Raw genomic sequence first — 18,581 nt, 5'->3', positions numbered from 1 at the left:
TTTCGAGCAGGCTCCGCTCGGGCGGCACCGAGCCCCGCCGAAGCAAGCGCCCTCTCAGCAATGCAAAACGCCGCCCTCGCGGGCGGCGTTTTCTTGTCTACGGCATCGCTGCGGGGCTCAGCCCTTGTCCTCCGGCGGGCGCGGCGCATCCGGGTCGGGCTGACCGACGCCCTTGAAGATGACCTTGAAGGGCAGCGCCCAGAGGAAGCCCAGCACCACGTAGACCAGCAGCTCGACGAGGATCGAGGGCCGGTCCAGCGCGTTGACGATGCTGACCGCCGCCACGATGTAGAGCGGCAGCCAGACCACCAACAGCAGCAGCGACAGGCGCTTGCGGGTCTTGTGCGAAAGCGCCATCAGTCCTCGAACGGGTCGGTGACGAGGATGGTGTCCTCGCGCTCGGGCGAGGTCGAGAGCATGGCGACCGGGCAACCGATCAGCTCCTCGATGCGGCGCACGTACTTGATCGCCTGCCCCGGCAGGTCGTTCCACGAGCGCGCGCCCTCGGTCGACTCGCTCCAGCCGTCCATCTCCTCGTAGACCGGCACGCATCGGGCCTGCTGCTCGGTCGCGATGGGCAGGTGGTCGAGCAGCTCGCCGTCAAGCTCGTAGCCGGTGCAGATCTTGATCTTCTCGAACCCGTCCAGCACGTCGAGCTTGGTCAGCGAGATGCCGTTGACGCCCGAGGTGGCGCAGGTCTGGCGCACCAGCACCGCGTCGAACCAGCCGCAGCGGCGCTTGCGCCCGGTCACGGTGCCGAACTCGTGGCCACGGGTGCCGAGGCGGTTGCCGTCCTCGTCGTCGAGCTCGGTCGGGAACGGGCCCTCGCCGACGCGGGTGGTGTAGGCCTTGACGATGCCGAGGACGAAATCGATGGCGCCCGGGCCGATGCCGGTGCCGGTGGCCGCTTGCCCCGCGATGACGTTCGACGAGGTCACGAAGGGATAGGTGCCGAAATCGATGTCGAGCAGCGCGCCCTGGGCGCCCTCGAAGAGGATGCGCTTGCCGGAGCGGCGCTTCTCGTTGAGCACCTTCCACACCGGGCCGGCATATTGCAGCACCTCGGGGGCGATCTCGAGCAGCTTCTCGATCAGCGCCTCGCGGTCCACCGGCTCCATGCCGAGGCCCTTGCGCAGCGCGTCGTGGTGGGTCAGCGCGCGATCGACGCGGCTTTCCAGCGTGGCGCGGTCGGCGAGATCGGCGACCCGCACCGAGCGGCGGCCGACCTTGTCCTCGTAGGCCGGGCCGATGCCGCGGCCGGTGGTGCCGATCTTGGCGCCCTTGGCGGCGGCCTCTTCACGGGCGCGGTCGAGCTCGCCGTGGATCGGCAGGATCAGCGGCGTGTTCTCGGCGATCATCAGCGTCTCGGGGGTGATCTCCACGCCCTGCTCGCGGATCGTCTCGATCTCCTTCACGAGGTGCCACGGATCGAGCACCACGCCATTGCCGATCACCGACATCTTGCCGCCCCGCACCACGCCCGAGGGCAGCGCGTTGAGCTTGAAGACGGTGCCGTCGATAACCAGGGTATGGCCTGCGTTGTGGCCCCCCTGGAAACGGGCGATCACATCGGCCCGGCTCGACAGCCAGTCCACGATCTTGCCCTTGCCCTCGTCGCCCCACTGGGCGCCCACGACGACCACGTTTGCCATAGCTCACCTGTCCTTTTGGAGATCCAAAACGGGCTCCGTATAGCGAAGCGCGTGGGCGGGCGAAACCATCAAATTGGTGGCCCGCCCTGCGCTGCAGGCAAGGCCGCCGCCCGACGCCCCGCGCCGCAGCGACAGGCAGATCCGGCCGCTTCTTGGGCAGGTCCCTGCGCAAACAACGTTTTTTGATCTAAAGCATTGTCCGCACTCGCCCCAAGGGTCGAGAAGGAGGCCAAGGCACCGCACGACGTGCCGATTTCGAGAGGACAGGACCATGACCGGGACGGTGTTCGGACTGGGAGAGGTGGCGCAGGCCACCGTGGCGCTGGCGCTGGCCGGGGTGCTGGGGCTGCTGCTGGGCAAGCTCAACATTCGCGGCGTCGGGCTCGGCATCGGCGGCGTGCTGTTCGCGGGCATCGCGCTTGGCGACCTCGCCAGCCGCACCGGGGTCCAGTTCAATCCCGAAATGATGGAGTTCGTGCGCGAGTTCGGCCTGATCCTCTTCGTCTTCACCATCGGCATCGAGGTCGGCCCCGGCTTCTTCGGCTCACTGCGGAAATCCGGCTTGCAGCTCAATACGCTCGCCGCCTCCATCGTGCTACTGGGCGTGGCGGTCACGGTAGCGCTGCACTACGCCTTCGACATCCCCGTGCCGGCGCTGGTGGGCATCATGTCGGGCGCGGTGACCAACACGCCGGGGCTCGGTGCCGCGACGCAGGCGCTCTCGGACATGGGCGCCGGGGCCGACGCGGTGGCGACGCCCTCGCTGGGCTACGCGGTGGCCTACCCGTTCGGCATCATCGGCATCCTGCTGACCATGCTGCTGGTGCGCTTCGCCGCCCGCATCGACATCCCCGCCGAGGCGCGCGCCTATGACGCGCAACGCCGCAAGGGCTCGGGCACGCTGCCCTCGCTCGACGTGGTGGTGCGCAACGAGAATCTCGACGGGCTGACCCTGGGCCAGGTGCCGGGTCTGTTCGACGCCGGCGTGGTGCCGTCGCGCATGCGCAAGGATGGCGAATTGCTGGTGCCGCAGCGCGACACGGTGCTCGCGGTCGGCAACATCCTCCACCTCGTCGGCCCCACCGAGAAGCTGCAGGCGATGCGGCTGGTGCTCGGCGTCGAATCGGAGACCAGGCTCAGCACCCAGGGCACCGAGCTCTCCTGGGCCCGCATCCTGGTCACCGACAACGCCGCCTCGGGCCATCGGCTGCGCTCGCTGCGGCTCGAGGAAAGCTATGGCGTCTCGGTGTCACGGATCATGCGGTCCGGCGTCGAGATCCCGGCCCAGGGCGACGGCACGCTCGAGTTCGGCGACATCGTCACCGTGGTCGGCCCGCGCGACATGATTCAGAAGGTGCGCGGCATCCTCGGCGACGAGAAGCGCCTGCTCGACCGGGTGGATTTCCCGGGCGTGTTCCTCGGCATCGTGCTGGGCGTGCTCCTTGGCAGCATCCCGATCGCCGTCCCGGGCCTGCCGGCGCCGCTGAAGCTCGGGCTCGCCGGGGGGCCGCTGGTGGTGGCGATCCTGCTCGGACGGCTCGGAAGCTGGGGGCCGTTCACCTGGGTGATGCCGCCGGCGGCCAACCACGCGCTGCGCGAGTTCGGCATCATCCTCTTCCTCGCCGTCGTGGGCCTGAAGGCCGGCGACCGCTTCCTCGACACGCTGATCACCGGCGACGGCCTGTCGTGGGTGCTTTACGGCGCCACCATCACGCTGGCACCGCTGGTCATCGTGGGACTGGTGGCGCGCTTCGTGCTGGGACTGAACTACCTGACGCTCTGCGGCGTGCTCGCGGGCTCGATGACCGACCCGCCGGCGCTGGCCTTCGCCAACGCCCAGGACGACTCCCCCGCCGCCTCGGTGGCCTACGCGACGATCTACCCGCTGGTCATGGGCCTGCGCATCTTCGCGCCGCAGCTGCTGGTGTTGCTGCTGCTCTGAGGCGGCTGCGGGGCTGTGGTACTTGGCGGGGGCTCTGGGCCGAGGATCCGAGGTCGCTGCAGTGCCTCATGCAACTGCGCGATCGGGCCGAGCACGGTTACCGCTCCGAGCCCAACTTGCACCTCGCTGCCCCGTTAACCAAGGTCAGCATCGAGGAGGATGACGGGCCATGAAAATTATGTGTTTGAACGCTTGGGGCGGCAAGCTTCATGACGTGATGCTGCCCTATCTGGCCTCGACCGCGCCCGATATCCTTTGCCTTCAGGAGGTCATCCACAGCCCATCGTCCGAAAAGGATTGGCTGACCTATCGGGACGGCGATCACGTCCTGCCCCAACGCGCGAACCTGTTTCGCGACGTCGCATCGGCGCTGCCGGACCACGTGGCTATCTTCTGTCCCGCGGCGCAAGGCGTCCTCTGGGACGGCGACGTGTCGATCCCTTCGCAGTGGGGTTTGGCGACTTTCGTTCATCGCTCTTTCCCGATCATCGGACAGGTTCAGGGCTTCATTCACAAGGACTACTCTCCCCTCGGCTTCGGCGATCACCCGCGCTCCCGAAGCGCTCATGGGGTCCGCGTGTGGGACTACGACGCGGACTGCGCCTTGAGCGTCACGCACATGCACGGGCTCCGAGACTTGGCAGGGAAGATGGACACGCCGGAGCGTCTCGAACAAGCACATCGGCTGCGCGATCTCTCGAGCCAACTGGCGGCGCCCGACGATTTGAGGGTGATCTGCGGCGACTTCAACGTCGAGCCGGACAGCAAGACGCTCTCGATCTTTGCCGATGCCGGAATGACCGAACTCGTGACGACCCACGGGTTCGAGGGCACCCGCAACTCGCACTACAGGAAGCCGGGCCGCTTCGCCGACTACATGCTGATCAATAGCCCAGAGGCCGTGAAGGGGTTTGACGTTATCTACGACCCCGAAGTTTCGGACCACTGTCCGATCATCGTCGACATGTAGCGTCTGCAAAAACGGCCTGTCTCTCAAAGATTTGGACTGTCAGGAAAGTCCGCTCAGCCAACATTGTCTGCCTGCCGCCTCTGGCATCCACGACCATGCGCTCCTCCTCGCCCAAGACAAAGCCCCCTTAAGCGTCCAAACAAAAAGGGCGGGCCCAGCGGACCCGCCCATTCGCGTCTCTAAATCGAAGAGCCTTACTCGTCGGCCTCGAGCGACAGCGCCACGAAGCGCGGGTCGCCGCCGCGGCGGACCAGCAGCAGGATCGACTTCCGGCCGGCCTCCTTGGCCTCCTCGATCTTGGTCTCGAGCTCGGAGATGCTCAGCACCTCGGCCTGGCCGGCCTCGGTGATGATGTCGCCCGAGCGCAGGCCCTTCTCGTAGGCCTCCGAGGTCTCGTCGACGCCGGTGACCGCGAGGCCGGTGGCGTTGGCGGCAAGGCCCATCTCGTCGCGCAGCTCCTGGGTCAGCGGGCTCAGGGTCAGGCCCATGAGCTCGGATTCCGCCGGCTCCTCCGGGGTCACCTCCTGGCTCGCCGGATAGGTGCGCTCGGCTTCCTCGCGGCGGCCCAGCGTGACCTTCAGGGTCTCGGTGGTGCCGTTGCGGTTGACCACCACGCGGACCGACTTGCCGACCTCGGTGTTGCCGACGATGCGGACCAGCTGGCGGGTGTCCTGCACCTCGCGGCCGTCGAAGCTGACGATCACGTCACCGGCCTGCATGCCGGCTTCCATCGCCGGGCCCTCGGGCACGTCGGAGACCATCGCGCCGTCGGTCGAGGCGAGGCCGAGCGCCTCGGCCATGTCCTCGGTCACGTCCTGGATGCGCACGCCGAGCCAGCCGCGGCGGGTCTCGCCGAACTCCTTGAGCTGGTCGACCACCTTGGTCACCACGTTCGACGCCATCGAGAAGCCGATGCCGATCGAGCCGCCATTGGGCGACAGGATCGCGGTGTTCACGCCGATCACCTCGCCGCCCATGTTGAACAGCGGGCCGCCGGAGTTGCCGCGGTTGATGGCGGCGTCGGTCTGGATGTAGTCGTCATAGGTGCCCGAAAGCGCCCGGTTGCGCGCCGAGACGATGCCGGCGGAGACCGAGAAGCCCTGCCCCAGCGGGTTGCCCATCGCCATCACCCAATCGCCGACGCGGGCGTTGTCGCTGTTGCCGAAGGAGACGAACTTGAGCGCCTCGTCGGCCTCGACCTTGAGCAGCGCGATGTCGGTGTTGGGATCGGTGCCGACCAGCTCTGCCGGCAACGTGAAGCCCTCGAAGAACTCGATCTCGATCTCGTCCGCGCCCTCGATGACGTGGTTGTTGGTGACGATGTAGCCGTCTTCCGAGATCACGAAGCCCGAGCCCAGGGCCGAAGAGCGGCGCGGGCGGTCGCCCGGGCCGCCGTTGCGATCCTGGAATTCACGGAAGAAATCCTCGAAGGGCGAGCCTTCGGGAACGATGCCCTGCGGGCCGGTGCGCCCGGCAACGGTGGTCGAGGTGGTGATGTTCACCACCGCGGGGCTGATGCGCTCGGCGAGCTTGGCAAAGCTTTCCGGCGCGTTCTGGGCCGATGCCATCAGCGTCTGGGACACGATCAGGAACATCGACACCGCGGCCAGCCAGAACAGCCGAAGCGGCCTGGCGGCGTCGCGTGTCACTGCAAGTGCTTGCGGTTTCACCTGGTTCACCTGGAACTCCTTTTCTGCGGCAGCGGCCCGCGCAAAGCCCCGCACGGCTGCCCTGCCTTCTCACGATGAGGCTAACATAGGAGCAATCCGGCGCCACCAAAGAAAAGGTTGCAACGCTTCAAGCGCATGTGAAAACCCGGTGATAGCGCTGAATGTCAGGAAATCACCCGCGATCGCCCTGGCGCCGTTCGGAAATTGGAAAGACTTGCTGCCTATAGGGGAGCCCGCGGAAACAGCGGATGGCGCCATGACGCAGGAAAAACTCGACCAATTCGGCCTGACCGATGGCGATCTCGAGCTTCTGAAGGCCGCCGGGCGCCTGCTCAGGCCCGAGCTTGGCAAGGTGCTCCAGGGCTTCTATGCCCGGGCGCTGGCCGATCCCGCCTCGGCCGCCTTCTTCACGAGCGATGACCGCGTCGCCCATGCCCGCGCCGCCCAGGAGGCGCATTGGAGCCGCCTTCTCGAGGCCCGGTTCGACGCGGAGTATTTCGCCTCGCTCGATCGCATCGGGCGCACCCATGCGCGGATCGAGCTGCCGCTCGATCTCTACATGTCGGCCTATTCCGCCGCGACGTCGGACCTGCTCGAACGCTTCCTCGCCAAAACCGCGTGGCAGCTTGTCGGCCCGCGCGCGGCGCGCAGCCGCCGCATGCTCGGGGTGCTCAACCGCGCCTTCGCGCTCGATATCGAACAGGTCACCTCGATCACCTTCCGGGTCTGGGGCGAGGAGCAGAAGGTGGCGCTCGATCATCTCGCGACCGGCATTCGCGAAATGGCGCAGGGCAACCTCGCCCACGCCGTGCCCGGCCCCGACGACAGCGATTTCCCCCGGAAATACGACGAGATGCGCCTCGCCATGAACGAGGCGGCGCGCACCCTCGAAACGCTGGTCGCCGGCATCGGGCAATCGATGGGTGCGCTGCAGAGCATCACCACCACCGTGGCCGGCTCCGCCGAGGATCTCTCGCGGCGCACCAGCAGCCAGGCGGCGTCGCTGGAGGAGACCACCGCGGCGATGCAGATGATCAGCGAGAGCGTGCGCGACACCAGCAGCAAGACCAGCGAGACCGCCGCCTTTTTCGACCGCGCCCAGAAGGAGATGCGCGACAGCTCGCGCGTGGCCGGAGACGCGGCCGATGTCATGGGCCGGATCAAGGCGGATTCCGAGAAGATCGCCCAGATCATCGGGCTGATCGACGACATCGCCTTCCAGACCAACCTCCTCGCGCTCAACGCCGGCGTCGAGGCGGCGCGCGCCGGCGAGGCCGGGCGCGGCTTCGCGGTGGTCGCGGGCGAGGTCCGCACGCTGGCGGCCAACTCCTCGGAAGCGGCGAGCGAGATCCGCGCGCTGATCCAGTCGAGCTCGGCGCAGGTCAATGACGGCGCGGTGCTGGTGGAGAATGCCCGACGCTCGATCGTGCACGTGGTCGACAGCTTCGACGAGATCTACCGCATCGTCACCGACATTTCCGCCGCCACGCAGGACCAGTCCAAGGGGCTCGACGAGATCAGCCAGAGCATCGTCGATCTCGACCGGATCACCCAGAGCAACGCCTCGATGGTGGAACAGACCTCCGGCGCGATGTCGAAGATCAGCGCCATGACTCACGACATGCAGGGCCGGATCGCGGGGCTGGTCTATCGGTCCGGTGAGGACGCGGCCAGCGCCAACACCGCGCATGGCTGGGACGAGGAGATGGCGGTAGCGCAGGCGCGGGACACGCAGGACAGCATTCGCACCGGCTGAGCCCTTGCGGCCTGCGGAGGGTCAGAAGGCGGGATCGGTTGGGGGACTGCGCCCAGGGCCGGCATGCGGTGCCCCGCAGGCGCCGAGAACGAGGGCCAAGGCCCGAAAGCCGAGGCGCGAGCGCCTGAGCACTGGCACCGGTCCCGGGGCCGTTGCGCCGCGCTCTTGATCTTGGGGCCGCTGCGCACGGCTCTTGCTCCCGGAGCCATTGCGCGCCGCTTTTGCTCCTGGAGCCGCTGCGCCTCGCTCTCGCTCACGTGGCCCCAGCGACTCGCTCTCGCTCCCGGAGCCGCTGCGCCGCGCTCTCGCTCCCGGAGCCGCTGCGCCGCGCTCTCGCTCCCGGGACCGTTGCGCCGCGCTTTTGCTCGCGGGGCCGTTGCGCGCCGCCCTTGCAGGAGCCCCTTGCAGGGGTCTGTCAGCGCGGGCCGGTCAGCCTCGGAAGATCCAGAGCATCAACACCCCGGTCGCCACGGTGATCAAGCCGAGCCTGCGGCGCGTCTCGAGGGGCATCTGGCGCAGCGCCTCGAGCAGGCGTTCGACAAGCGAAGGGGCCAGTGCGTACACCAGCCCCTCGATGATGAGGACCATCGCGATCCCCGTTCCGATGTCACCCGGTGTCATTGCGACAGCGGGGCCGCGTCCTCCTCGGAGGCCGGAGCCTCCTCGGCCGCGGGCGCAGCGTCTTCGGCAGACCCCGGAGCCGCTTCGGCCGCTGGCGCGGTCTCTTCGGCCGGCGCGGCGGCAGCGGACTGCGCCTCGCCCTCACCGGAGGGCGCGGTGCCGCCCTGGCCGTTGAAATACTCGAAGAACTCGCCCTGCGGCGTCATCACCAGCGTCGAGTTGGAGCCCTCGAGCGCCGTCTCGTAGGCCTGCAGCGACCGGTAGAAGGCGAAGAACTCCGGGTCCGCGCCATAGGCCTCGGCGAAGATCGCGTTGCGCTCGGCGTCGGCCTCACCGCGGATCACGTTGGCCTCGCGCTCGGCTTCCGACTGGGTCTCGACCACGGTCCGGTCGGCCAGCGCGCGCACCCGCTGCGCCGCCTCGTTACCACGGGCGATCTCGTCCGCCGCTTCCCGTTCACGCTCGGCGCGCATCCGGGCAAAGGTGGCCTCGAGGTTCTGCGACGGCAGGTTGGTCTGCTTCAATCGCACGTCCACCACGTCGAGCCCCAGCGACCGGGCCGAGGCGCGGGCGTTGTCACGGATGCGGTTGGTCAGCGAGCGACGGTCCTCGGAGAGGATCACGTCGGAGGTCACCTGGTCGGCACCGAGCGTTTCGCGGATCTGCGCGTTGAGAATGCCCGAGAGGCGATCCTCGGCGGTGCGCACACCGCCCACGCCCACGGCCTGGCGGAACTGCACCACGTCGGCGATGCGGTAGCGCGCGAAGGCGTCGACCACGAGGCGGCGGTCATCCGACGGCGTGACCTCGATGGTGTCGGTGTCGAGCGACAGGATGCGATCATCGTATTTCACGACTTCCTGGATGAAGGGGATCTTGAAGGCGAGGCCCGGATCCTCCTTGACCGCCTTGATCTGGCCGAACTGCAGGACCAGCGCCTTCTCGCGCTCGTCCACCACGAAGATCGACGACAGGAACACGACGATCACGACCACGATGGCCGGCAAAATGAAGGTCGTCTTGCGCATGATCAGTTGCCCTCCGACGTCGTGTTACGGCTGCGGTTCAGCTCGTTGAGCGGCAGATACGGCACGACGCCGCCCTCCGCGCCGGTGAGTGCCTCGTCGAGGATGGTCTTGTCGACATCGCCCAGCACGCGCTCCATGGTCTCGAGGTAGAGACGGCGGCGGGTGACCTCGGGGGCCTTGGCGTATTCCTCGCGCACGGCGCTGAAACGGCTGGCTTCACCGAGTGCCTGGTTGACCACCTGAGCGCGGTAGCCCTCAGACTGTTCGCGGATCTGCGCCGCCTGACCACGGGCCTCGGCGACAACGCGGTTGGCATAGGCGTCGGCCTGGCGTTCGAGCCGGTCGCGCTCCTGCTCGGCCGCCTGGACCTCGCGGAAGGCGTCGATCACCTCGCGCGGCGGATCGGCGGTGTCGAGGTTGATACGAACCACGTTGATGCCGCTGTCATACTCGTCGAGCGTCGCCTGGATCTGCTCCATCGCGGTGTCGGCGATGATGCCACGGTCGCGGTTGAGGATCGGCGCGAGGTTCGACGCGGCGATGATCTCGCGCATCACGGCCTCGGAGACCGCCTGAACCGTCAGCTGCGGGTCGCGGATGTTGAACAGCAGCTTCGACGGGTCCGAAATGTTCCAGACCACCTGGAACTCGATGTCCACGATGTTGGCATCGGTGGTCAGCATCAGCCCGTCGGCGTCGCGGCCGGCGCCGATGGTCTCGGTGCGCTCGGAGGTCACGTTGACCACCTCGGCGGTGACGAACGGCCACGGCGCGAAGTTCAGACCGGGATTGCCGGTCGAGCTGTACTTGCCGAGGAACAGCTCAACCGACTGCTCTTCCGGCTTCACCGTGTAGAAGCTCATGTAGCCCCAGAGGCCGAGCGCCACCAGCGCCGCGATGCCGATCGTGCCCTTGCTGATGCCGGGGCCGCCGCTGCCGCCGCCCTTGGGCGCGTTGCCGCCATTGCCGCCGCCGCGTCCGCCCATGAGCACGCGCAGGCGCTCCTGGCCCTTCTTCATCAGCTCGTCGATCTCGGGAATCTGCGGATCCTCGGGTCTACGGCCACCGTTGTTGCCGCCGCCTCCGCCGCTTGGCGGACGGCTTCCGCCCTGATTTCCTCCGCCGCCCCAAGGGCCGCCGCTGTTACCTGCCATGAAGCTGTTTTCCTTCCCCTCTAGGTCCTGTCATCCGTATCCCGCACATACCTGTGCATTTTGCTTTCAAATTCAAGCGCTGCGGGTCGGTTTGCGCATCGTCACGATCTCTTCCGACATGGTCGGGTGCACAGCGACGGTGCGGTCGAAATCTTCCTTGGTCGCGCCCATCTTCACCGCGATGCCGGCGAGCTGGATCATCTCGCCCGCATTCGGGGCGACGATGTGGCAACCCAGCACCTTGCGGCTTTCCTGCGAGACGACGAGTTTCATCAACACCCGGTCGGGCCGGCCGGCGAAGGCAGTCTGCATCGGGCGGAACGAGGTCGCGTAGACCTCGATCGGCTCCTGCTCGCGCGCCTGCTCTTCCGACAGCCCCACGGTGCCGAACTCGGGCTGGGTGAAGATCGCCGAGGGGATCAGCTCGTGATCCACCGGCGTCGGGTTGCCGTGGAACACGGTCTCGACGAAGGCCATGCCCTCGCGGATCGCCACCGGGGTGAGGTTCACCCGGTCGGTGACATCGCCGATGGCGTAGATCGAGGGCACCGCGGTCTGGCTGTATTGATCGACCTCGATCTCGCCCTTGCGGCCGAGCTTCACGCCGACCTCCTCGAGCCCCATCTCGGGGGTGTTGGGGGCGCGCCCGGTGGCGAAGAACACCTTGTCGAAGATCCGCGTCTTGCCGTTGGTGGCCTTGACCCAGATCGGGCCGTCGGGGTTGGAATTGTCCTCCTCGACGTAATCGGCCTCATCCACGGCCGCGCCCATCGGGATGCCGTTGGCGTCATGGCCGGCGAGATCCTCCTCGCTGGCGCAGCGCATGGCGACAATGTCGGTGCCGAGATGCAGATCGATGCCGCGCTCGCTCATGGCGTCGGCGATCAGGCCGCGGGCCTCCTCGTCGAAGCCGCGCAGCACCTGCGCGCCACGGTAATACTGCGTCACCTCGACGCCGAGCCCGTGCAGGATGCAGGCGAACTCGCAGGCGATATAGCCACCGCCGACGATGAGGATGCGCTTGGGCAGGTCTTCCATGTGGAAGATGTCGTCGCTGACGAGGCCGAGATGGGCGTTGGGCACCTCCGGGCGCACCGGTCGGCCGCCGGTCGCGACGAGGATGTGCTTGGCGGTGAAGGTCTCACCGGTCGACAGCGCGACGGTATGGGCGTCCTTGATGGTGGCGCGGGCGTCGTAACTGTCGACGCCGGAGTTCTTCAGCAGCGAGCGGTAGACGCCCTCGAGCCGGTCGAGCTCGGTGTTGAGGCGCTGGCGGAAGCTCGGCCAGTCGAACGGGCCTTCCTGGAGGCGCCAGCCGTAATTGGCGGCATCCTCGACCACCTCGGCATATTCGCTGGCGAAGACCATCAGCTTCTTGGGAACGCAGCCGCGGATCACGCAGGTGCCGCCGTAGCGATCCTCCTCCGCCAGCGCGACCTTGGCGCCCGCCTCTCCGGCCGCGACGCGCGCCGCGCGGACGCCGCCCGAGCCGCCGCCGATGACAAAGAGATCATAGTCGAAACCGGCCATCAGGGGTCTCCTTGATTAGAGTTCGCACTGGTATCTCACAGCGCTTTCGCGAAGGCCAGACGGGCACGGGCATTTGAGCCCGCCGCGAGCCCCCTGCCCCCGCCGCGACGAATGTCGCATGGCCGGCGGCCCGGCGCGCCCCAGATTCAGGCGATCAGAGGAGGAGAGACCATGACGAAAGCGATCCTGCTGGCGGCCGCCTGCGCCCTGCCCGTCGCCGCCCTCGCCGATACCGGCATCACCGCAACCTACGAGGCCAGCCCCGAGGCGCTGTGGCAGACGGTGGAGTTCCACCAGCCCTCGGAGACCATCATGCCGCCGGTGGCGAGCTCGGAGCGCCAGGGCGACGGGCTCGGGGCCACCAAGGTGAACCGGCTGGCACAGGGGGGCGAGGCGCATCTTCTGCTGGCCTGGTACGATCCCGAGGGCCACGGCTTCAACTACGTGATCCAGTCCTCGCCGCTGCCGGTGAAGAACTACGTGGGCGAGGTCCGGGTGCGCGATGCCGGCGACGGTATGGCGGTACTGAGCTGGCAGGGCAGCTTCGAGGCCGACGGGGTGAGCGAGGAAGAGGCCGATGCCATCCTGCGCGGCTTCTACGAAGCCATCGCGCAGGGCGTCGGCCAACACCACAGGCTGGTGTCGATGGAGTGAGCCGCGGGGCGGCGCAAGGGCCGCCCCGCAGGCCCGGGATCAGATGTCGCGGAAGAGGTTGTCGTCCTCGACGAAATCGACGCGCTCTTCCGAGACGGTGCCGGCGTTGATGTCGCGGGTTTCGACCCGGCCATCGCCGTAGCCGATGATCACGCGGTCGCAGATGTCGATGAACAGGCCGTTCTCGACCACGCCGGGAATCTGGTTGACCAGCATCGCCAGCTGCCGTGCATTGCCGATGCGCGACAGGTGCAGGTCGAGGATGTAATTGCCCTCGTCGGTGATGTAGGCGCGGTCGCCGTTCATCCGGAGCGTGGTCTTGCGGCCGAGCACGTCCATCGTCACCAGCGCCTCCTCGAGCAGCGCCTGGCTCGCGGTCCAGCCGAACGGGATGACCTCGACCGGCAGCGGAAAGGCGCCGAGGGTTTCCACGTGCTTGGCGGCATCGGCGATGACGATCATCTCGTCGGAGGCGGTGGCGACGATCTTCTCCTGCAGCAGCGCGCCGCCGCCGCCCTTGATCAGGTTGAGCTCGCTGTCGAACTCATCGGCGCCGTCGATGGTCAGGTCGAGCCAGCCGGCCTCGTCGAGCGAGATCACCTCGATGCCGACCTCGCGGGCCAGCTCGGCGGTCCGCGTCGAGGTCGGCACGCCGCGGAAGCGCAGCCCCTCCTCGCGCACCTTCTCGCCGAGGCAGCGCACCAGCCAGGCGGCGGTGGAGCCGGTGCCGAGCCCGACGCGCATGCCGCTCTGGACGTATTCCGCGGCGCGCTTGGCCGCCACGAACTTGGCCTTGTCGATGGGCGAAAGCTCTCCGCTCATGGTGATCTCCCAGATTCCTCGTGTGTCGCGGCCTTATAGGCATGGCTTTGGCCTGTGGCGACAGGAGATTCAGGGCTCGGCGCGGTTTTTCCGGGGGCCTCTGGCGCGCCGGGCGCTGTGAGGAAACAAGGCGGCGCGGCGTGCCGCCGCACGGATCATCTCACCCGTCGCCTCCGGGCGCCGGTCTCGGGGCCCTGGCAGAGCTGACGCCCTTGCCGGAGATCATCGCCCGCGGCATCGGACGGCCTGCCTCCGGCGGGAGTATTTTTGACGAAGAGAAGCCAAGATTGCTCCGCTCATGTCTTCTCTGGTTTCAAAATACCTCGGGGGTGAATTGGCGCACAGCGCCAAGAGGGGGCAGCGCCCCCTTTCCGGCTGTGGATGGCCGCGAATTTCGCGCAACATCCGGATGCGCGCGTCTCTCCCGCCGAAGACAGGCGCCCCCGCTCATTCCAGCTCTCTGTCCAAGGGCCACCGTACGACGTTGATCTCGGAAGTCATCGCGCCAATCATGCGCGAGAGAGTGCATCCTCCTCGGCGCGGCCTCAGCCAGATTGTGGACGCTGCCGGACCCCTCAAGTGATGTGCACTGCGTGGCAGAGGGCTGCCCCTCCACGACACCCTGCTAGATGCAGCATGACGCTGGCCGCCGACACGCGGTGCGGCAGCGGCCGTTCTCTGGCACGAGATCAAGCGACGGATTTTGCCTGCTCGCTTTCGCAATCATCTCGAGCGCAAGCTGACGAGATCGACACGGGCCAAGCGACCGTTTCGATCACTGTGTGCCAAGCCATCGCGATCGCCAAGAAAAGAAACTCCGATGTCCCTGCCCTTGTCGCGCATGTGCCCTGCCGGCCTCAATGATCTTGAGGCGCTCCAAGCCCTCATCGAATGGACGGTTTCGACCGAGCTCGCGGCAGCGCGGGGAGACCTCGGTGGTTCATTTCCGCAGACGCGCCTTGAGCGTTGTGACGGGGTATTCGCCGAAGGCGTCCTTGTAGAGGCGGCTGAACCGTCCGTGATGATCGATGCCGCAAAGGGAGCAGACCTCCGATACGGTGGGCGGGCCTGCGAGGTCGAGCAGCGCGCGCCTTGCACAGTGGAGCCTTGCCTGGGACAGCACCTGAGAGGGCGTGGCACCACGTATCTTGCGAAAGGCGGTCTGGAGGGTCCGTTCCGAGACACCCACGGAGCGCGCGACCTCCCGAAGACTGGCGATCGGCTGCTCGTAGATCAGCTCCTCGGCCCTGCGCACATAGGCGAAGGACGGGTCGTGCGACTGGTCTGATGGCGCTTGCCCTCCGGGCAGGAGGTGCAGGTCGAGGCAGCGACCGATCTGCGCGACCAGAACCGTCGTCCACGCCTCGGCCAGCCGCGGCTCCAGGGCGGTCTCGGCGGACAGGGAGAGCTGTGTGGCAAGTGCGAGGGTGAGGCGGGCAAGGTGCAGATCGTCGCCTCCGGAAGCTTTCCCACGAATGATGCCACCGCGCGCCTCCAACCGTGTGAGGCGGTCACCGAGCAGTTGCGGCGGCATCGAAAGCACGAAGGCCTGGTAGGGCGCGTCCTGCGCAGGACGGACGGTGGTCTCGCGGGGGCCGCGACCAAACAGGATCCACGGCTCGGTCTCGCGCTCAATCCGCATGTTCCGGTTCTGGCTCGACAGCGTTCCGGTTACGGCCACCAAAAGATTTGGACGTTGGAGCTCCGAGACCAGAACATCGTGCCCGGACGATCGGACATAGGCGAGGCTCATCGAGCCGACATCGCTGATCGCGACGGCGGCCTCCCCGTCCCGCGCGTCATGCAGGCGAAGGACGCTCGTCCCGGTAAACTGGCGTCTCGCGCGCTTCGAGCGCTCGCCGCTATGAAATGCGCTGAGCCGGAATTCACCGGACGCGCGCGGAAGCGCATCCGCCGAGCCGTGGCCCAGGACCGAAGGAGCGAGAGCGGCCAAGGAATGGCGCGCTTCCGAGTCTCGATCAGACATTTTTTCGCTTTTTTCGGATATTGGACAACTCCTTCGCAAATTGGATAGACCAGTCGCCAACGTCCTGCAATCATGACGATAGCTTTCTGGGTGCGGCGCGGGTGTTTGGAGCCCTTTTTTCCAAATCGTTTCAAAGCTCAATGCTGCGCCCTTGCCGCCAGCCGAAATCTCGGCAGCGCAATTGGACCAACGTTATTTCAGACCGATCTTCGGGATCGACCGAGGCGAGATGTCTCGCAGGCCAGAGACCCACCAAGAGGAATGCAATCCATGAAGAGAGTATTGCCGCTTGTTCTTGCAGCCGCGCTTGCGCTGACGGGACCGGCCGCCGCACAGGAGAGCGTCCGCATCGAGTTCGAGCCCGGCGCAACCAGCGCCACGATCAACGGCACGATCGTCGGGGGCGAGTATATCGACTACGTGCTTGGCGCCCGCGCCGGTCAGACGATGGTTGTCTCGCTTGCAGTGACCGGAACCAATGGCAACGGGTCCGCCTTCTTCAACATCGTGCCGGCCGGACAGGATTTTCCGGCCCTCTTCAATGGCAGCAACGAAGGGCGGCGCGCCGAGGTGACCCTGCCCGAAAGCCAGGACTGGGCGATCCGGGTCTACCTGATGGGCAACGATGCCGACACCGGCAAGACCGTCGGCTACTCGATCGATGTCCTCATCGCGCCGGGCGGCGGCGCGACGGGCGGCTCTTCGGGCGGCGCGGGGCTCCTGCCCGAAGAGGATTTCTTCGTGGTCGACCTCTCGACCTCCGGCGGGCAGCTGAACGTGCGGGATGCGCCCCGCGCCTCCGGCGCCCTGCTGGGAACGATTCCGAACGGAACCAGTGTGTCCAACCGCGGCGGCTGCACTGTGTCGGACGGAGATCAGTGGTGCAACGTTCAGGCCGAAGGTGGCGGTATCACCGGATGGGTCGCAGCCCGCTTTCTGCGTTTGCCCGGCCCCCCAGGTGAAGACACCGCCACGGCGGATGACGGCGGCGGGGCGATGGCCGGTGCTTCCGGAGAGGCCGTCAGGGTGCAATTCGCTGCGGGAACGAGCGGCGCCGAGCTCAGCGGGCAGCTCCTCCCGCAGCAATCACGTCGCTACATTGTCGGCGCATCCAAAGGCCAGGATCTCTATTTCCGCCTCGCGGCGAATGGGCCCGGCATGACCTACGTCATCGCCAATCCCGACGGGTCGATCCTGCTCGACGAAATGAGCGCGTCGCAGGAATACCGTGGCCAGCTCTGGCAGACCGGCGATCACAGCGTGACCGTCTACAACACGTCAAACGGCGCTCAATCATACGCCGTCATCTTCGGGATCGAGTGAGCCCGCACGGCATTCCAACCGCTTGCTAGAAAGGGATAAGATGAGAACCTCAGTGAGACTGCTCTTCAGCCTTGCTGCGCTTGCCGCGGTGAGCGCATGCGTCGAGACGACGGACAGCCCGGCCCCCAGCCAGATGCCCGTCTCGCCCGGCAGCCCGCCGTTCATCGAGGGGAGCTTCGGAGCCAGCGACGCAGCAACGAATGCCTGCCGCAGCCTGCTTGCCTCGCAAACCGACGGCGGCGTGAGGGTGGTTGGCTCGGAATCGTCGGAAGCCGCGCATGCGGTCTACATGCGCGTGGGGGCCAACGGCGCCCCGTGGCGTTGCCTGGTCAGCGCCGACGGCAGCAATCCGTCGACCATGTTCATGGGCAGCGACGGCGTCTGAGACCCATGCGGACGCAGTGCCGACCGAGGTCTGCACCGCTCCGGCACACGCAAACATGCGCCCCCCCGACACCTGACAGGAAGAGGTCCTCGCGAATGACGTTCATCACAGATCCCCGTTTCCGCAGCGCCGTCGCATCGGCGCTGACCTTCCCCATCATGTGTGGCCCTGCGTTCGCGCAGGACGACACCTCCGAGGCCGTGGGCGTTGCAGTCGGCGGTGTCATCGGATTGCTGCTGGTCATCGTCATCGGTGCCATCGTCGGTTGGCTGGCCGGCCTCATCGTCAAGGGGCATGGCTCGGGCCTGCTGGGCAACATCGCCGCCGGCATCGGAGGCTCGATCCTCGCCTCCTACGGGCTGTCCGCGGCGGGCCTGACCTTTGGAACAGTGGGCAGCTTCATCGCAGCCCTGATCGGTGCGGTCGTCATCATCCTTATCGTCCGCCTCATCCGCAAAGCGGCGAATTGAGCCGCGAGAAAAGGACCGGAAACATGAAGCTTATGACCCAGATCATCGTCGGCGCCGCGGTGTTGTCTGCTCTCGCTGGATGCGTGGAGACGAGCGGATCCGAAACCTCGCCGGGCGGGATCGTCGCGCCGCCAGGAATGGTCGACGAGTGCATCCGGCAAGTCCGTGTCGGCCAGCCTGACGCAAGCATCTCCACCCGCCCGCCGATCACCGCCGGCCCCGACAATCGGGTCTTCGTGGGCATGACGGTCGATGGCGCCAGCTGGGGGTGCCGGATCGAGGATGACGGCAGCTACACCGCCTTCTCGCAGTTCGCGAACTGAGCCCACCGATGGCGACCGTTTGCAGATGGGTCGTGAGGATTTTCGCAGCGCTTTACCTAGTGGCTTTGGCGTTGCTGCTGATCGGGACCTTCGGGCTTTTCGGTCAGGAGCGCGATCCACTGTCGGGCGTCTTCCTGATCCCGCTCGGTCTGCCATGGGTGCTTTGGCTCGATGGTGTCGCAGACAGCCTGAAGCCGTGGCTCGCCGTCTTCGCGCCGCTGCTTAACATCGTGATCCTCGGCACGGTTTGCCGGGTCATGAGCCCGCCAAGAAGGAACATGCAATAACGTTCGA

Annotated in this window: 18 protein-coding genes; 9 read left to right on the top strand and 9 right to left on the bottom strand. The window is 66.9% G+C overall.

Annotated elements, in window-relative coordinates; genetic code table 11:
* Positions 1-117 precede the first annotated feature (117 nt).
* Positions 118-357: a DUF2842 domain-containing protein gene (locus KUV62_RS11215; protein WP_222603777.1), complete on the bottom strand. Its 240-nt coding sequence runs from the start codon at positions 355-357 to the stop codon at positions 118-120.
* A complete protein-coding gene (locus tag KUV62_RS11210; RefSeq protein WP_222603776.1) occupies positions 357-1,652 on the bottom strand; it encodes an adenylosuccinate synthase in 1,296 nt (431 codons plus the stop codon). Before KUV62_RS11210 ends, KUV62_RS11215 begins: the two co-directional genes overlap by 1 nt.
* A gap of 271 nt (positions 1,653-1,923) precedes the next feature.
* Between KUV62_RS11210 and KUV62_RS11205 the strand changes: the two genes are divergently transcribed.
* Both KUV62_RS11205 and KUV62_RS11200 read left to right on the top strand, forming a co-directional pair.
* Positions 1,924-3,594 (top strand): putative transporter, encoded by a 1,671-nt coding sequence (locus KUV62_RS11205; RefSeq protein ID WP_222603775.1) that lies wholly within the window; start codon positions 1,924-1,926, stop codon positions 3,592-3,594.
* Between the two features lie 169 nt (positions 3,595-3,763).
* Positions 3,764-4,564: an endonuclease/exonuclease/phosphatase family protein gene (locus KUV62_RS11200; protein WP_222603774.1), complete on the top strand. Its 801-nt coding sequence runs from the start codon at positions 3,764-3,766 to the stop codon at positions 4,562-4,564.
* Between the two features lie 194 nt (positions 4,565-4,758).
* Here KUV62_RS11200 and KUV62_RS11195 read toward each other — a convergent pair whose 3' ends face one another.
* Positions 4,759-6,159 (bottom strand): DegQ family serine endoprotease, encoded by a 1,401-nt coding sequence (locus KUV62_RS11195; RefSeq protein WP_261395594.1) that lies wholly within the window; start codon positions 6,157-6,159, stop codon positions 4,759-4,761.
* A gap of 331 nt (positions 6,160-6,490) precedes the next feature.
* On the opposite strand from KUV62_RS11195, the gene KUV62_RS11190 reads away from it, so the two are divergent.
* The gene (locus KUV62_RS11190) at positions 6,491-7,990 is read left to right on the top strand and encodes a globin-coupled sensor protein (protein ID WP_222603773.1); all 1,500 of its coding nucleotides are present in this window, start codon (positions 6,491-6,493) and stop codon (positions 7,988-7,990) included.
* A gap of 429 nt (positions 7,991-8,419) precedes the next feature.
* Here the strand turns inward: KUV62_RS11190 and KUV62_RS11185 are convergent, their stop codons facing one another.
* The 4 genes from KUV62_RS11185 to KUV62_RS11170 form a co-directional block, all read right to left on the bottom strand.
* Positions 8,420-8,611 (bottom strand): DUF2065 domain-containing protein, encoded by a 192-nt coding sequence (locus KUV62_RS11185; protein WP_222603772.1) that lies wholly within the window; start codon positions 8,609-8,611, stop codon positions 8,420-8,422.
* Positions 8,608-9,639, bottom strand: coding sequence for a protease modulator HflC (hflC, locus tag KUV62_RS11180; protein WP_222603771.1), 1,032 nt, complete (start codon positions 9,637-9,639; stop codon positions 8,608-8,610). Before hflC ends, KUV62_RS11185 begins: the two co-directional genes overlap by 4 nt.
* A gap of 2 nt (positions 9,640-9,641) precedes the next feature.
* On the bottom strand, positions 9,642-10,793 hold the full coding sequence (hflK, locus tag KUV62_RS11175) for an FtsH protease activity modulator HflK (protein ID WP_222603770.1): 1,152 nt from the start codon (positions 10,791-10,793) through the stop codon (positions 9,642-9,644).
* Between the two features lie 72 nt (positions 10,794-10,865).
* Positions 10,866-12,323 (bottom strand): FAD-dependent oxidoreductase, encoded by a 1,458-nt coding sequence (locus KUV62_RS11170; RefSeq protein ID WP_222603769.1) that lies wholly within the window; start codon positions 12,321-12,323, stop codon positions 10,866-10,868.
* Between the two features lie 171 nt (positions 12,324-12,494).
* Between KUV62_RS11170 and KUV62_RS11165 the strand changes: the two genes are divergently transcribed.
* A complete protein-coding gene (locus KUV62_RS11165; protein WP_222603768.1) occupies positions 12,495-12,977 on the top strand; it encodes an SRPBCC family protein in 483 nt (160 codons plus the stop codon).
* Positions 12,978-13,016: 39 nt separating this feature from the next.
* Here KUV62_RS11165 and rpiA read toward each other — a convergent pair whose 3' ends face one another.
* Both rpiA and KUV62_RS11155 read right to left on the bottom strand, forming a co-directional pair.
* A complete protein-coding gene (rpiA, locus tag KUV62_RS11160) occupies positions 13,017-13,799 on the bottom strand; it encodes a ribose-5-phosphate isomerase RpiA (protein WP_222603767.1) in 783 nt (260 codons plus the stop codon).
* A 940-nt stretch (positions 13,800-14,739) separates the two neighbouring features.
* Positions 14,740-15,786: a helix-turn-helix transcriptional regulator gene (locus KUV62_RS11155; RefSeq protein WP_222603766.1), complete on the bottom strand. Its 1,047-nt coding sequence runs from the start codon at positions 15,784-15,786 to the stop codon at positions 14,740-14,742.
* Positions 15,787-16,056: 270 nt separating this feature from the next.
* Between KUV62_RS11155 and KUV62_RS11150 the strand changes: the two genes are divergently transcribed.
* The 5 genes from KUV62_RS11150 (at position 16,057) to KUV62_RS11130 (ending at position 18,574) form a co-directional block, all read left to right on the top strand.
* On the top strand, positions 16,057-17,109 hold the full coding sequence (locus KUV62_RS11150; protein WP_261395570.1) for an SH3 domain-containing protein: 1,053 nt from the start codon (positions 16,057-16,059) through the stop codon (positions 17,107-17,109).
* 52 nt (positions 17,110-17,161) lie between these two features.
* Positions 17,162-17,494 (top strand): hypothetical protein, encoded by a 333-nt coding sequence (locus KUV62_RS11145; RefSeq protein WP_315901581.1) that lies wholly within the window; start codon positions 17,162-17,164, stop codon positions 17,492-17,494.
* Positions 17,495-17,589: 95 nt separating this feature from the next.
* On the top strand, positions 17,590-17,964 hold the full coding sequence (locus KUV62_RS11140) for a GlsB/YeaQ/YmgE family stress response membrane protein (RefSeq protein WP_261395569.1): 375 nt from the start codon (positions 17,590-17,592) through the stop codon (positions 17,962-17,964).
* A gap of 23 nt (positions 17,965-17,987) precedes the next feature.
* Positions 17,988-18,287 carry a hypothetical protein gene (locus tag KUV62_RS11135; RefSeq protein WP_222603763.1) on the top strand — a complete coding sequence of 100 codons (300 nt, stop codon included), beginning with the start codon at positions 17,988-17,990 and terminating at the stop codon, positions 18,285-18,287.
* A gap of 32 nt (positions 18,288-18,319) precedes the next feature.
* Positions 18,320-18,574 (top strand): hypothetical protein, encoded by a 255-nt coding sequence (locus KUV62_RS11130; protein WP_315901580.1) that lies wholly within the window; start codon positions 18,320-18,322, stop codon positions 18,572-18,574.
* The last annotated feature ends 7 nt before the right edge of the window (positions 18,575-18,581 follow it).

Origin of the sequence: Salipiger bermudensis, from assembly GCF_019801965.1 — a bacterium.
Taxonomy (GTDB): Bacteria; Pseudomonadota; Alphaproteobacteria; order Rhodobacterales; family Rhodobacteraceae; genus Salipiger; species Salipiger bermudensis_A.
This window is presented reverse-complemented; position numbering and strand designations above follow the sequence as displayed.